This window comes from Rhodococcus sp. BP-261 (assembly GCF_019835205.1).
GTDB lineage: Bacteria > Actinomycetota > Actinomycetes > Mycobacteriales > Mycobacteriaceae > Rhodococcoides > Rhodococcoides kyotonensis_B.
In genome coordinates this window covers 1-13,233 of record NZ_JABUCO010000025.1, presented here as the reverse complement: position 1 = coordinate 13,233, position 13,233 = coordinate 1, and the positions used below count along the sequence as shown (strand labels likewise).

Annotated in this window: 14 protein-coding genes; 10 read left to right on the top strand and 4 right to left on the bottom strand. The window is 61.8% G+C overall.

All coding sequences use genetic code 11. The annotated features are described in order from the left end of the window. Positions 1–26 precede the first annotated feature (26 nt). From HQ354_RS21320 to HQ354_RS21300, 5 genes are all read left to right on the top strand, one after another. The gene (locus tag HQ354_RS21320) at positions 27–458 is read left to right on the top strand and encodes a VOC family protein (protein ID WP_222635518.1); all 432 of its coding nucleotides are present in this window, start codon (positions 27–29) and stop codon (positions 456–458) included. Between the two features lie 10 nt (positions 459–468). Next, the gene (locus tag HQ354_RS21315; protein ID WP_165839573.1) at positions 469–1,077 is read left to right on the top strand and encodes a helix-turn-helix domain-containing protein; all 609 of its coding nucleotides are present in this window, start codon (positions 469–471) and stop codon (positions 1,075–1,077) included. Positions 1,078–1,506: 429 nt separating this feature from the next. Then, a complete protein-coding gene (locus HQ354_RS21310) occupies positions 1,507–2,481 on the top strand; it encodes a hypothetical protein (RefSeq protein ID WP_222635517.1) in 975 nt (324 codons plus the stop codon). Between the two features lie 4 nt (positions 2,482–2,485). Next, positions 2,486–3,400, top strand: coding sequence for a hypothetical protein (locus tag HQ354_RS21305; protein ID WP_222635516.1), 915 nt, complete (start codon positions 2,486–2,488; stop codon positions 3,398–3,400). Between the two features lie 120 nt (positions 3,401–3,520). After that, positions 3,521–5,479 carry an acyl-CoA dehydrogenase family protein gene (locus HQ354_RS21300; RefSeq protein ID WP_222635515.1) on the top strand — a complete coding sequence of 653 codons (1,959 nt, stop codon included), beginning with the start codon at positions 3,521–3,523 and terminating at the stop codon, positions 5,477–5,479. A 9-nt stretch (positions 5,480–5,488) separates the two neighbouring features. Here the strand turns inward: HQ354_RS21300 and HQ354_RS21295 are convergent, their stop codons facing one another. After that, a complete protein-coding gene (locus HQ354_RS21295; protein WP_222635514.1) occupies positions 5,489–6,262 on the bottom strand; it encodes a hypothetical protein in 774 nt (257 codons plus the stop codon). Between the two features lie 152 nt (positions 6,263–6,414). Here HQ354_RS21295 and HQ354_RS21290 point away from each other — a divergent pair, with 152 nt between their 5' ends. The 3 genes from HQ354_RS21290 (at position 6,415) to HQ354_RS25755 (ending at position 8,152) form a co-directional block, all read left to right on the top strand. Further along, the gene (locus tag HQ354_RS21290; RefSeq protein ID WP_222635513.1) at positions 6,415–6,744 is read left to right on the top strand and encodes a hypothetical protein; all 330 of its coding nucleotides are present in this window, start codon (positions 6,415–6,417) and stop codon (positions 6,742–6,744) included. 308 nt (positions 6,745–7,052) lie between these two features. Further along, positions 7,053–7,706, top strand: coding sequence for a hypothetical protein (locus tag HQ354_RS21285; protein ID WP_222635512.1), 654 nt, complete (start codon positions 7,053–7,055; stop codon positions 7,704–7,706). 227 nt (positions 7,707–7,933) lie between these two features. Beyond that, positions 7,934–8,152 (top strand): hypothetical protein, encoded by a 219-nt coding sequence (locus HQ354_RS25755; protein ID WP_261768991.1) that lies wholly within the window; start codon positions 7,934–7,936, stop codon positions 8,150–8,152. Between the two features lie 300 nt (positions 8,153–8,452). On the opposite strand, the gene HQ354_RS21275 is transcribed toward HQ354_RS25755, so the two are convergent. Both HQ354_RS21275 and HQ354_RS21270 read right to left on the bottom strand, forming a co-directional pair. Further along, a complete protein-coding gene (locus HQ354_RS21275) occupies positions 8,453–8,845 on the bottom strand; it encodes a hypothetical protein (RefSeq protein WP_261768990.1) in 393 nt (130 codons plus the stop codon). Positions 8,846–8,903: 58 nt separating this feature from the next. Next, complete coding sequence (locus tag HQ354_RS21270; RefSeq protein WP_261768989.1) at positions 8,904–9,551, bottom strand: hypothetical protein; 648 nt, start codon at positions 9,549–9,551, stop codon at positions 8,904–8,906. Between the two features lie 380 nt (positions 9,552–9,931). Here HQ354_RS21270 and HQ354_RS21265 point away from each other — a divergent pair, with 380 nt between their 5' ends. Beyond that, complete coding sequence (locus HQ354_RS21265; RefSeq protein ID WP_114330748.1) at positions 9,932–10,309, top strand: PH domain-containing protein; 378 nt, start codon at positions 9,932–9,934, stop codon at positions 10,307–10,309. A 13-nt stretch (positions 10,310–10,322) separates the two neighbouring features. Further along, positions 10,323–12,464: a DEAD/DEAH box helicase gene (locus HQ354_RS21260; protein WP_222635510.1), complete on the top strand. Its 2,142-nt coding sequence runs from the start codon at positions 10,323–10,325 to the stop codon at positions 12,462–12,464. A gap of 365 nt (positions 12,465–12,829) precedes the next feature. Here HQ354_RS21260 and HQ354_RS21255 read toward each other — a convergent pair whose 3' ends face one another. Further along, complete coding sequence (locus HQ354_RS21255; protein ID WP_222635509.1) at positions 12,830–13,081, bottom strand: hypothetical protein; 252 nt, start codon at positions 13,079–13,081, stop codon at positions 12,830–12,832. Between the last annotated feature and the right edge of the window lie 152 nt (positions 13,082–13,233).

Sequence of the window (13,233 nt, the reverse complement as noted above, 5' to 3'; positions counted from 1 at the left end):
CATGACATGAGCAGTATTCTTCTCTCATGATAAACAACATCCCCCCGTTTCACCTTGCAATCCCGGTTCACGACATCGAAGCTGCTCGCCACTTCTACGGTGAGGTTCTCGGATTCTCGCGTGGCCGCTCCGACAGCAAGTGGACCGACTGGAACGTCCGTGGACACCAGGTCGTCACGCACGAGGTCGGCGGAAGCCCCGATCAGGGCGTGCGTGGCACCAACCCCGTTGACGGACATGAGGTTCCGGTTCCGCACTTCGGTCTGGTGCTGAGTGTCGACGAGTTCCAGGAGCTCGCGGGACGCCTGCAGGCTGTGGACACGAAGTTCGTCATCGATCCGTACGTGCGCTTCAAGGGCGAGAAGGGCGAGCAGTGGACGATGTTCTTCCTGGATCCGTCGGGAAATGCCCTGGAGTTCAAGGCGTTCGCTGACATCGAGCAGCTCTTCGCGGTGTGAGCGACGCAGCGTGATTGATTCAGGCGGTGGCGAGTCCACCGAAGACGGAGTTCTGACACAGAGCTTCCTGAATCAGGTGGGGTCACGCATCCGCCTTCTGCGCACCGGTCGCGACATGACGGTGCAGCAGTTGGCAGACCAGGCCCAGGTCAGCAGGCGACTGTTGACGCAGATCGAGCACGGGCAGGCGAACCCGAGCCTCGTGGCGGTCACCCGGATCGCCCGCAGTCTCGGAACGGACTTCACCGAGCTGCTGAGCGACACGGTCCCGGGTGAGGCGGCCATCGAGAAGATTCCGGCGGACGAGCACCTTCTGGTGTGGACGTCCCCGGCGGGGAGTACGGCGCATCTGCTCGTGTCGACGCCGGGTGTGCGTGCAGCGGACCTGTGGTCGTGGGTGCTCGTACCGGGCGACAGCTACGGTGGCATGCCCGACGCGCAGGGGTCGTTCGAGTTGTTCCACGTGACGTCGGGTGAGCTGACACTGACAGCGGATGACGAGGTCGCCACCATCGCGGCAGGGGAGTCCGCGCGCCTGCGCAGTGACCGGGCGTACCGGTACGTCAACAACGGTTCGGTGCCGACGGAGTTTCTCAGAACCGTCGCGCTGGCGAGATAGCAAGTTTTCGAAGCGGCGGGGTAGGTGACAATGAAGTCACCTACCCCGCCGTTTTCGTGCGTTCTGCGCTGGGCATGGAACCGTCCCATGTCCCGCCGCGTCCGAAGAAGTAGGCCTTTTCCGGACGATGGGTGTGGTGGTGGACGTAGATCCAGGGATCTTGCGACGGTTTGCCTCGGTGACGCGGGACGCGAGCGAGGCGTTACGCAGTGTCGACGTCGTCGGCGCGTACTGGTCCGCGCAGAGCGCGCTACCTGGCACAGACTTTCCTGGGTTGTGCACTGAGGCATCTGGAGTCTCCGCATCCTCTTTGCGAGGGATGTCGCAGCGGATGGACGCGCTCGCCGGGTCTGCTCGGGGCTCGGCCGAGGAGTACCGGGTAACCGAGGACGAGTTCGCGGCCAGACTTCGTGCGATGAGTAGCGTCGAGTGAGCGGCTCGATTGCTGAGGTCCGTGCCTGGAACCCGACGTTCCTGCTGGACGCGGCAGACGGACTGAAGCGGGTGCAGAGGTCCATTCGGAGTGAGCGCGACAACGTCGTGTCCGAGCAGAATGTGCTGGCGGAATCGTGGCATGGGGATGCTGCAGTCGCCGCTGCCGAGCGAGTCGTGTGGGAGGCGTCGACACTTGCCTCACTCGCTGATGAACTGAGCCGGATCGGTGAGCAGTTCGAGTCTGGCTTCAAGGCGGTCAATGCAGCTCGGTCGAACCTGTTGGATCTTGTCGACGACTTGCTCGACCGCGGATTCGACGTCGACGACACCGGGTCGGTGACGGCTGATCGTGCTACCGCGTCGCTGCGCGCGGTCGCTGGTCCTCTCGCTGAGGACGCGGTACTTACTCTCCAGATCCGTACCCAGGAAGCCACCGTCGCGGTCGCGACGGCGTTGAGGGAGGCCGACGACGCGGCCAGGGGAGTGTGCGACGTCTTAAGATCGCAGATCTCGACTCTGCAGGAGCTTTCGGCCCGGACGGTCGGCGGCACCGTTGTCGAGAACGAAGGTGGCGGGTTCTCGTGGAAGCCCGACGTGCCTGCACTGGTCGCGGGCACGGTGATCAGCGGAATGGCTGAAGCGACAGGCGAGGGTCTGAGGACTGCTGCCGCATCTGCTGCGGATGATCTCGCGTACGGCATCGGTCGGAGGCTTGGACCTGCAGGTGCGGTGCTCGGGACGGTCCCCGCAATCGTGAACGACATCGAAGGCGGAATGGATCCCACGAAGGCGATTGTCACGGAGAGCGCGGGCACGCTTGGGAGTATCGGAGCGTCAGCATTGGCGGGCGCTGCGATGGGAATTTTCTTTCCCGGCGCGGGTACTGCGGTGGGTTTAATCGTGGGATTGTCAGCGGGGGCCATCGCTGCATACGCCGTACCGAAGCTTGGTCAAAGGTGGTGGGAGTAACGCAATGAACGGTCCAATTTCGAACTCCGAATCATCTGCTGTAGCGCCAATTTGGCGTGAAGCATGGCCGCAAAGGCTCGGCCTGATGTGGTTCGCCATGTCGCTGTTCATGGCGTTCTGGGCGGTCGTGGGGTTCGCATTCGCATGGTCAGGTGATGCGGGCAGCGTGGCCGGTTCGATTGGCATAGCCGGCGGGAGTGTATCGATCCTCGTGTTTTCTTGGATCGGAATACAGCTGGCGGGCGTTAGATGGGTTCGGCGATCACGTCGAGCAAGTTACTGCGCCCGTGGCGATTTCGGATCAGGCGTTCGGGTCGGTCCTGGTGTGCTTGGCGTAAATCTGATCACCGTTGCAATGCTCGGCTGCGCTGTGTTTTTTACGTGCGTGCTTCTCGTATGGCGGTGGGGTTTCGAATCGCTACTGCCAGAGGGGCGAGTCGAAGTCCATCACTACGTCATCTCTGCGTTCTTCGCGGTGGTCACTGCTGGTTTGGTGGTGCTTCTCTCGATGCTTCGTTCATCGTGTGGTGTCGAGCTGTATCCGGAGGTTGTGGTCAGGACGGCCAAGCGCTCTCTATTTGCCCGGACCGCCGGCGACGTCGTCTTGCCCTGGGCATCGATACTCGAAGTGGCTGACGAGGTAAAGCTCGTTCACCATCGAATGGGGACTACGAAGACGCCGTTGATCCGCCTGATCACGCCCAGCGCTGTCCCGACGGAAGGGCGCTTTCGTTGGGACACAGATGATTACGTTGAACTGCCTGTGGGTGCTATGGCTGCAGAACCGAATACGCTGCTGTCGGTGCTTCGTGAGATGCATCAGAGCGAGTCGCGTCGTCGAGAGTTGTTGTCTTTGAGCCCGAAAACGTTGTTCTCACCGCCACCGCTGCGCGAACGACTGTGGGGCCCGAAGGACTGAGCGCACGACGGGCGCTCGGTGTATCGCTACCGATCGGTAACACCAGCGCCCGTTTCGGTCCGTAGACGCCAGAGAAGGAGAACACTCGACTTAATAGCCGATCGCTTAGGAGGAGTCGAGATGGTGACCACTCAGAAGTCGAACGTGACCGAGGAACAGTCGCGAGCCCTCGCCGAAGAGTCGCGAACCGAAGGGTGGGACAAACCTTCGTTCTGCAAAGAACTGTTCCTCGGGCGGTTCCAGCTCGATCTGGTTCACCCTTATCCGAAGCCGACGCCCGAGGACGCCGCGAAGGGCGACCGCTTCCTGGATAAGCTGGCCGCGTACTGCGCCACAGTGGACGGCTCGGTGATCGAGCGTGAAGAACGCATTCCCGACGAGTACGTCAAAGGGTTTGCCGAGCTCGGGTGCTTCGGCCTCAAAATCTCCGAGGAGTACGGGGGAGTCGGACTCTCCCAAGTCGCCTACAACAAGGCATTGATGCTGATCAGCTCGGTGCACGCATCCTTCGGCGCGCTCATGTCGGCGCACCAGTCGATCGGCGTGCCCGAGCCGCTCAAGCTTGCGGGCACCCAAGAGCAGAAGGAAGAGTTCCTGCCGCGATGTGCGAAAGGAGCGATCTCGGCCTTCCTGCTGACCGAACCCGACGTCGGATCCGATCCTGCGCGCATGGCAAGCGCCGCCGTTCCGATCGAGGACGGCGACGCCTACCAACTCGACGGCGTGAAGCTGTGGACGACCAACGGCGTCGTCGCGGAATTGCTGGTGGTGATGGCGCGAGTGCCCAAGAGCGAGGGCCATCGCGGTGGAATCTCGGCATTCGTTGTCGAGGCCACCTCGCCTGGCATCACCGTCGAACGGCGCAACAGGTTCATGGGACTACGCGGCATCGAGAACGGCGTCACTCGAATGCACAAGGTCCGCGTGCCGAAGGAGAATCTGATCGGGCGTGAAGGTGACGGTCTGAAGATTGCGCTGACCACGTTGAACGCCGGTCGTCTGGCGATTCCTGCCATGTGCTCGGCAGCAGGGAAGCTCAGTCAGAAGATCGCTCGCGAATGGTCCGCCGAGCGTGTGCAGTGGGGGCGGCCGGTGGGTCGGCATGCGGCCGTCGAGAGCAAGCTGTCGTTCATCGCAGCCACCAACTACGCATTCGAAGCTGTCCTGGACCTATCCGGGCAGATGGCCGACGAAGGTCGCAACGACATCAGAATCGAGGCCGCGCTCGCGAAGCTGTGGTCCAGTGAGATGGCGTGGCTCGTCGCCGACGAGTTGGTTCAGATCCGTGGTGGACGTGGATACGAGACGGCCGATTCACTCAAAGCGCGTGGCGAGCGTGCCGTCCCGACCGAGCAGCTGTTACGCGACATGCGGATCAATCGGATTTTCGAGGGGTCGAGCGAAATCATGCGTTTGCTCGTCGCGCGCGAGGCATCCGATGCACACCTCGTTGCGGCCGGCGATCTGGTGAACCCGAAGGCGGATCTGAATACGAAGGCGAAGGCCGCGGGCAAGGCCGGCAAGTTCTACGCGAAGTGGATGCCGCAACTCGTCGCGGGCAAGGGGCAGTTGCCGACGTCGTACAGCGAATTCGGTTCGCTTGCTCCACATTTGCGCTTCGTCGAGCGCAGTTCCCGCAAACTTGCCCGCTCGATGCTGTACGGGATGGCGCGTTGGCAGGCGAAGCTGGAGTATCGGCAAGGATTCCTCGGTCGCATCGTGGATATCGGGGCCGAGTTGTTCGCCATGTCCGCGGTGATCGTCCGCGCGGAAAGCCAGCGGGCCGACGACGCCGCACAAGGCGAAGCGTCCTACGCGCTGGCTGCGGCGTTCTGTGAGCAGTCGACGCTGCGTGCGGAGAAACTCTTCGATGCACTGTGGAAGAACACCGACGACACCGATCATCACATCGCGTCCGGTCTGCTCGACGGCACGTACACCTGGATGGAGGCAGGCGTACTCGACCAGAGTGAGGGCACGGGGCCATGGATCTCGCATTGGGAACCAGGTGCATCCAAGGTCGACAACGTGTCGAGGCCGTACTCCGTGTCCACCCCCGTCGGGGATGGACACGGCTAGCGCGACGGCTCAGAACAACGTCGGTTCGGCTAGGCGCCCGTCCCGTGCTTCCTGCACCCGGGCGCTCCAGCGCTGCACGAGCCACATTTCGACCAGTTCCGGACTGGTTCCGATATCGGTCGACCACGACGTGAGTAGCTCGACGTACCGGTCGTACCTGCGTCGGGTGAAGCCGGTGACGGCGGGATCCTCGAGCCAGCCTTCGTGGATCAGGGTGGAGACGCCAAACTGATCGATCAGCTGTGCTCGACCTCCAGCGACCGATGCTTTGGATGCCCACAAGAACGTGGCCATGAGCGACATCCCGACGCCGGGGGTGTCGGGCCAGCCGGACCACGACCCGTTCGGGAGCTCGGGCACGACGCGGTCCTTGATGCACCGGTCGAGGACCGCCAGTGTCTTCGCGACCGGGTTCATCTCGGGGCGGGGCAGGTGTGGGTCCTTGACATCGGGGAACCGTCGCATGGCCTTGCGGTTCTTGTGGCTGCCCTGCCACGCCGCACAGAGAAAAAGCAGGCCCAGCGACTTGTGTTCACCCTGGGCGAGTTCGGTGTCGATGCGAAGGTCGTTGCGCTGCACCGTCGCTCCGCCGTGGGACACGATCAAACCGTCGAGGTTGCGTCCGCGCAGCCGGATGTCATGCCCTGCACGCTCCAGGTGGGTGTTCCACCAGTCGAGGTCGACGAGGACGCCGTCGTCGAGCACGTGCAGGTCGTAGCTGCGCAGCTGGCACCACTGCACACAGGCCTCCGGCGGCGTGAAGCCTTCGTCGAGAAATGACATGGGTCCATCCTGGCATCACCCACCGACACGTCTGGACGGCACACTCCAGGCCCAGCTCGAATGTGGCTTCTGTTCACCGAGCGGAACCGATCGCCGCCGACGCGCGTCCAAGGCCAGGGGATCGAATGGGCGTGGTTAGCAAGGGGGAGACGTTGACGGACGAAGTTGTGGCCCCGCTGGAGGCGGATCCGGCGAGTCTCCGAACAGTTGGTCAGGACATGCGGCTCGACGCGGATGCGATGGCAGCTGCAGCCGTGAGCGTGACCGTGGACGGCGAATGTGTGTCGGGTTCCATGACTGCGGCCGTGTTGGCCCAGATCCATCCAGTCGTGTCGGCAAGTATCGAATCGGCGTCGACGCGGCTGCTGCAGTTTGCGGACGACGTCGTGCTGAGCGCAGAGGGCTACGAGCAAGCGGACCGCGAGTTCGCTGAGGCGCTGAAGAGGTTGGTGTCCGGAGCACCTCAGGGGCCGGGGACTTGAGAGTCGCGTTCACGAGAAGCGTCGTCGCCTCCTGGACGCCAGAACAGGTTTCAGCGGACGCCGACAAGCTCAACGAGGTGGCTGACCTCGTGTCCGAACGAGGTTCGCGAGTGTCTCGTACTGTGGCGGGACTTCGCGAAACTCACGCGTGGAGTGGCGACGCCCAGTCCGCCGCATCGGACTGGGCCGCGGCCGAACTGCTTCGTACGGAGGACCTTTCGCGGGCAACGCGGACGTTGGCGTCAGTTGTCCATTCGGAATTGCAGGCTGTCGGTGACTGTCGGATCGCGCTTCTCGGAGCAGTCTCTTTGGCCGAAGCCGACGGTCTGACGGTTGATGAGCATTGGGCGGTGCTCGGCAGTGCCGCCGACGTGGAGTTGCAGCGGCGGCACGAACGTGACATCGGACTATGCCTGTCCGGGTTGATGCGGGCAGATGCCACCGCAGCCCAGGCAATTGCGCGGGCATTGGACGAGTTCCGGGCAGTGGGTGACGACGTGCGGGGATTCGTTCCCGTTGCGATCGGACTCGCGTTTCTGATCGACGCAGCGGTGTCGCTGTTGATCTCGGCAGGTGTGGTGTCAGCAGGAGCGATTCTGTTCGCGTTGGCGGATGAGTTCGGCACCGACAACTGGGACATGATCGAGAGCGCCGTTCCGAGTTCATTTTACGAAGTTGTCGGTCCGGTTGATGAGTCTGGCGTTAGGGAACGAATTCAAGACGCTACTGTTCCTGGGCGGAACCGCCCGGTCCGGCAGGTCGCAACAGAAGAGCAACTTCGCGACTTGTGGGACGAGTTGACCGCTGAAGGGCGGGTCGTGGAAAACAGCGACTATCCGGGCAAGGTAATGGAGCTACCTGATGGGACCAAAGTGATGATGCGTGAGACCAGTAAGTCGGGAGGCGCCACACTTGACATCTACTATCCAGGCAGCGGAACGGCGAAAGTGCACGTCGCATGATCGATAGACGCTTGGAGCATTTTCTTCTCTACGAGATGTCTGACGACTGGATGCCCGTGGGTGCGTTCGCGTCTTTGATCCGTCGAATAACGCCCGACGCCTACTCGCGTCGTCAGATTCTGGACGTTATCTCCGAGATTGCGGCTAGAGGGCACCTCAGGTTCGGTGGGTGGGCGATGGAAACTTCCAAGACGTGGGAGCCCTGGGCGGTGCCTCACGATGTGGCGATGAGCCGAATCGCGAATGGGTTCAAGGGCAGCGTCGGAGTTTTGAACGCAACCGACAAGGAATTGGCCACCACCGAAGTTTTCCGTGCCGATCTGACCGACGCGGGTTTTGTGCGACTATCAGAGTTGGGCGGAGATCCGTACGAGATCTACGGCGACCCGTGGGAAGGTGACCCGCTGATGGCGGCAGAAGGCGAGTTTCCTCGCTGGAAGCCCTGAGTGTCTATGCTGCGTCTTGTTCCAGGAGCAGGTGGACTGAATGATCGACACGAGGCTCGAACACTTCTAGAAGAATCTCATCGAGGGAGCGCTTGACGCATACCGAACGCTTGCAGCGGTTTTCGACACCTACATCCTGTCCACCGCACCATGTAAGAACCCGAGCGCGTGGCATGACAAAGTCCTGTGGGTTCAAGCATCTTGGTCTCGAGGATGGATTCAACGCTGTCCGACGCCCTAGCCGGAAGCCAACGTGCACGGGAGCCAACGCTCCGCTCGGGTCGCTGGGTGGACCGACGGCTACCAGAAGGGATTGAAGATAGCGATCGGGCGACTGTTCGCTTCGGAGGAACCCGTCGGGATTCGTACAAAGTGGAGCGTGTGATTGGCACCTGCGAGGTCCGTCTGCCAGCAACCTCCCTGGCCGTGGAAGCTCCAACACTGGATGGGCTGAGACGTGCCGAACGGGCTGACCAGCAAGGTATTTTGACCCAGGGATCCGTATGCCGCGGGATCGAACACACTGACGTAATGCTCCGTCTCGTCCGTGGGCCCGGGATAGCTGATTCCTTCGGCCGTAGCAGGTGCGGCCACCAGTGCGGTGACACCGATCGCCAGGGCGGAGGTGGCAAGCATTTTCTTCAGCATCAGCGCTCCGATCGTCAGGACCCGGTTGTGGGGTAATGCCTGCATCGGCCGCAATCACTCTCGCGTTACCGCACAGTTCATACTGCTCCTCGGCCCCAACCGGTCAGAAGAGTGTTGGGTCCTCGGGTAGCAGTACGTCGGCGTAGCGGTAGTTGCAGCCGAGTTCGCTTGTCATAGCGGCGCTTTGGTTGTCTCGGAACCACGTGACACAGGTTTCGGCGGCCAGCCGTCGGTCCTTGGTGAACATATATCCGTCGGTACAGTCGTCGAAATGCTCTTGTAGATACCACCTGTCGAGCGTGACGCCCGCAGTGGAGTAGCTAGCGAGCATGAGATGCCCGAGCTCGGTGCGCGAGCGCCGGACCATGAAGACGTCGTCGGCCATGACTTGAAGTTGAGCACACGGAACGTCGTCGGCATCATCTTCGCTCTGAACGTAGTCGTTCGGACCGAGGTCGATAATCAATGCGACGGGTTGATCGGCGAGCGATTCGACGAGCCATTCGACCGTGTATGCCCACGGATCTATTTCGAATCGAGCACCTTCGGGGGTGATGAACGCGTCCACGATCGCACCCGGTTCCACGGGTGCGGCCCAACCGGACGCGGAGTCGCCGAGGCCGAGCAAGTTGAAATCACCGTCGTCGGATCGCCACAGGGTTTTTGACGTCATCTGACCGAGGTGAGTGTCTTCGTCGTGCGAGACTTCCACCGACCAGCCGTCGTAGGTGTGGTCGAGGTCGGTGATCACGGCGTACCGATCGCCGTCGACAGTCGAGGCGAAATGCCAGCCGGGAGAGGTTAATTTGTCAGCTCGAGCGAGCGAGTCAGGCAAAGTGGGCTCCTTCGTTCGGTGGCGTGTCATCGCGGAGTGACGCGGCCAGATCGTCGAGACAGCTGATCAACCGTGCGTAACCATCGGAGTGATCTGATCGCATCTCCGTGGCGCAACGCAGCCTGGTAGAAGATCGGCACAACTGGTGCAGGGTTGATGGCTCGGTCCTACAGCTTCACGGTACGGAAGGGGTCCGACAGGAATGAGTCCGAACGACGGTAACGATCGCGGATCCGCTACCGAATAATCGGCGGGTACCCGCGGACGACGGGCGCAGTAAGAGAAGGCGCAAGCATATGGGCTTCATGGATGGTTTGATCGGCAACGCGGGCAAGATCGATCCCGCGGTAGCGCATCAGGAGTACAGCCGACTCCTCGGCAACGGGGAACAGATTCACGCGGCGTACCAGTTGGTCAGGGATGCGTTTCTGTTCACCAACCGGCGTCTGTTGATGATCGACAAGCAGGGGCTCACTGGTAAGAAGGTCGAGTACCACAGCGTTCTGTACCGTTCGATCACGCACTTCGCTGTCGAGACTGCCGGAACGTTCGACCTCGACGCCGAGTTGAAGATCTGGATATCGGGCAACGCCGTGCCGATTCAGAAGCAGTTCACCAAGCAGGTCGACATCTACGAAGTACAGGCGATCCTGTCGCACTTCGTGGTGTCTTGAGCGTCCCAGCGCCATGAGCGAGACTCCGTCGGACAAGCCCGTCGAGCTGTTCGACGCCCTGTTCGCCGACGCGGATACCGCGTTAGGTTTCCCGGCGGTTCTGCGTTCCAGGATCAAGGGCGAGGTCGACGCGATTCTCGACGCCCAGGCCGATGCAGTCCTGCGTGCGTCGGCAGTGTCAGACCTGAAGCAGGTGCTGCCGAAGGGCACACGCCTGGGCGGCCTCGAGAAGTCGAGGTTACGGACGGTCCTCGATCTCGCCATCTCGTCGCCTGGAGAGATCGCTGCCGTTCCGGGTATCGGCCCGCAGTCCGCTCGGACGATCTACGATGCGGCCACAGCGCACCGAAAGCGCGTGCGGGCTGGTGAGCGGCTGCGCTTGAACCCACAGCAGAAGTCCACGCGCCAAACACAATTGGTCAAGCTACTGACGGCACTCGATCGGGTCCAGAAGGAAGTGGGCACGCTCCAAACGGAAATCGACGCCGTCAAGCAGCTGGTCGAGCCGTGGCGTGAGCCGGCGTCGCGTTCCACCAGCTGGATCAAGCGGGTCTTCACAAGCAAGGCGTCGAAGCTCGAAACTCAGCGGGCGATCTATCAGCTGAACGCGATTGCGAAGACCGAGCCTGTGGAGGCACTGCGCGCGCACGTAAGCGGTGTGTTCACGGCCGGCGCGTCGCAGGGTAATTCGTGGGACGAGTACGAGCGCGACGCGGCAGCACTCAACGCGTTACTGAGCCAATTCACGACGGTTGCTGCCGAGAACGTCGATGCGACTCATGGCTTCATCGGTGAGAAGCTGACGGGTGAGGCTCAACGAGTCGCGTTGGACCGCACCCACATGCGTTCGTATCTGCGTGCCTACCAGGCCTTCGGAGCGCAATACATTCTTCACCGCCGGAAAGTGGTTCTCGGAGACGAGATGGGCTTGGGCAAGACGATTCAAGCGTTGGCTGTTTCAGCGCACCTCGCTGCGCAGGGCGACAAGCACGTCCTGGTGATATGTCCGGCGAGCGTACTGATCAACTGGGGCAACGAAACACGCAAACATACGACGCTTCGTGTGCACGAACTTCACGGTCCATTCCGCGATTCCGCGGCGACGGAGTGGGCGCGTTCCGGCGGCGTCGCTGTGACGACGTTCAACACGCTTTCGCGCCTGAACATCACGGTCAGCCCGCAGTTCGTCATTGTGGACGAAGCGCACTACATCAAAAACCATGCAGCGCAGCGGTCGATCGCGTCGCGACGGTGGATTGACTCCGCATCGCGTGCGGTCCTGCTGACCGGAACTCCGATGGAGAACAGGGTCAACGAGTTCCGTGGCCTTGTCGAGTACGTCCAACCCGATACCGCACGGCGGATCCATGTTCACGACGGGCTGGGTGGCGCAACATCGTTCCGTAAAGCAGTGGCACCGGCATATCTTCGACGCAATCAGGTCGACGTTCTGAAAGAACTCCCCGATCTGATCGAGGTGGAGGATTGGGTGCAACCGCACTCCGACGACACCGCCCGCTACCGGGCGGCCGTGGGTTCGGGAAACTTCATGGCGATGCGTCAGGCGGCCTATCCGACCGCAGGGGGGAAGTCGGCGAAACTCGACCGCCTGCGGGAGATCGTCGAAGAGGCCGAGGAGAATGACGCGAAGGTCATCGTGTTCTCATACTTCCGGTCGGTGCTCGATACCGTGTGCCGCGAAGTTCCCGGCGCGGTTTTCGGTCCACTGACGGGTGGGACGCCGACGATCCAACGACAGAAGATGGTCGACGACTTCACCGCTCATCGCGGTCGAGCGGTGCTTGTGAGTCAAATCGAGGCCGGGGGAGTAGGACTCAACATTCAAGCCGCGTCAGTGGTGATTCTGACTGAGCCGCAATGGAAACCGAGCACCGAGGTCCAGGCCATCGCCCGTACGCATCGTATGGGTCAGGTGCGAACAGTTCAGGTGCATCGGCTGCTCGCCAAAGACACGGTCGACGATCGGATGCGAGAAGTGCTCGCGCAAAAGTCGGCGCTGTTCGACGAATACGCCCGGAAAAGTCAGGCCAAGGAGAAGAACCGAGCATCCGTCGACGACGGGTGGGACCGAGGTGTCGGGCCGGCGGAGAACAGCATCGTGGACATGGAGAAGAGGCGGTTGGGGCTTGCCTGACGGGGCCGAGTTATGCTTGGTGCTGTCAGAGGTAGTGGCCGAACAACCTCTCGCTTTCGCTAATTCCAAGCTCAACGGAAGGCGTCGTTCCTTCTGCAGGGAATCCCCGGGCCTGTTGCAGGATCGGGGCTTGCTGGGATCACTGTAACTCGTGGAGCTTGTTGGCCATGCTGTCAGTGTCTGGGTCGTCGATTCGCCCACCGAGGTCACTCAGCGCCGCCAGCAGTCCAGATCGCCCTCCTCGCGTCACCAGTGACTCGGTGGCTGAAACCTGTAGCGCGATACTCATTTCTCGGAGTGTGACGCCGAAATTACCGCGTTGTTGGCGTCGTTGATGCTCGGGTCGAGTGTCACCGAGTCTCGTGTCAGGCGTAGTGGCCGAAGAGTTGTTCGAGTTCGGCGAGGCCGTCACGCACCGTTTGGTCGGCGCCTTCGGCGACGATCGACCTGGCATCCTGCAGAACCGGCGTGTTTCGCAACCCTTGTAATTCCTGAAGGGTGTAGGCGATGTGGTCGGCGTCGGGGTCATTAAGCCTTTCACCCAGTTCGCGGAGTACAGCTTTGAGTCCGCGGCGGCCTCCTCGTGTTACGAGCGCTTCAGCCGCGTCTGTTTGCACGGCTATATCGCAGTCACGCAGCAACTTGAACTGCCCTGGATCTGATGGAGACCTGGTTCAAGCCACTTCGCGGTCGGAGGTGGCGATCGAGCATTGCTGACGGTACTCGTTTTCATAGTCGACGGGCGAAACGTAGCCGATTGAGGAGTGCA

Bases quoted from the DNA above. Each gene is read 5' to 3' on its own strand.
- HQ354_RS21300 (WP_222635515.1), top strand. From the start codon at position 3,521: ATGGTGACCACTCAGAAGTCGAACGTGACCGAGGAACAGTCGCGAGCC.
- HQ354_RS21260 (WP_222635510.1), top strand. From the start codon at position 10,323: ATGAGCGAGACTCCGTCGGACAAGCCCGTCGAGCTGTTCGACGCCCTG.
- HQ354_RS21275 (WP_261768990.1), bottom strand. From the start codon at position 8,845: ATGCAGGCATTACCCCACAACCGGGTCCTGACGATCGGAGCGCTGATG.
- HQ354_RS21320 (WP_222635518.1), top strand. From the start codon at position 27: ATGATAAACAACATCCCCCCGTTTCACCTTGCAATCCCGGTTCACGAC.
- HQ354_RS21295 (WP_222635514.1), bottom strand. From the start codon at position 6,262: ATGTCATTTCTCGACGAAGGCTTCACGCCGCCGGAGGCCTGTGTGCAG.
- HQ354_RS21265 (WP_114330748.1), top strand. From the start codon at position 9,932: ATGGGCTTCATGGATGGTTTGATCGGCAACGCGGGCAAGATCGATCCC.
- HQ354_RS21305 (WP_222635516.1), top strand. From the start codon at position 2,486: ATGAACGGTCCAATTTCGAACTCCGAATCATCTGCTGTAGCGCCAATT.
- HQ354_RS25755 (WP_261768991.1), top strand. From the start codon at position 7,934: ATGAGCCGAATCGCGAATGGGTTCAAGGGCAGCGTCGGAGTTTTGAAC.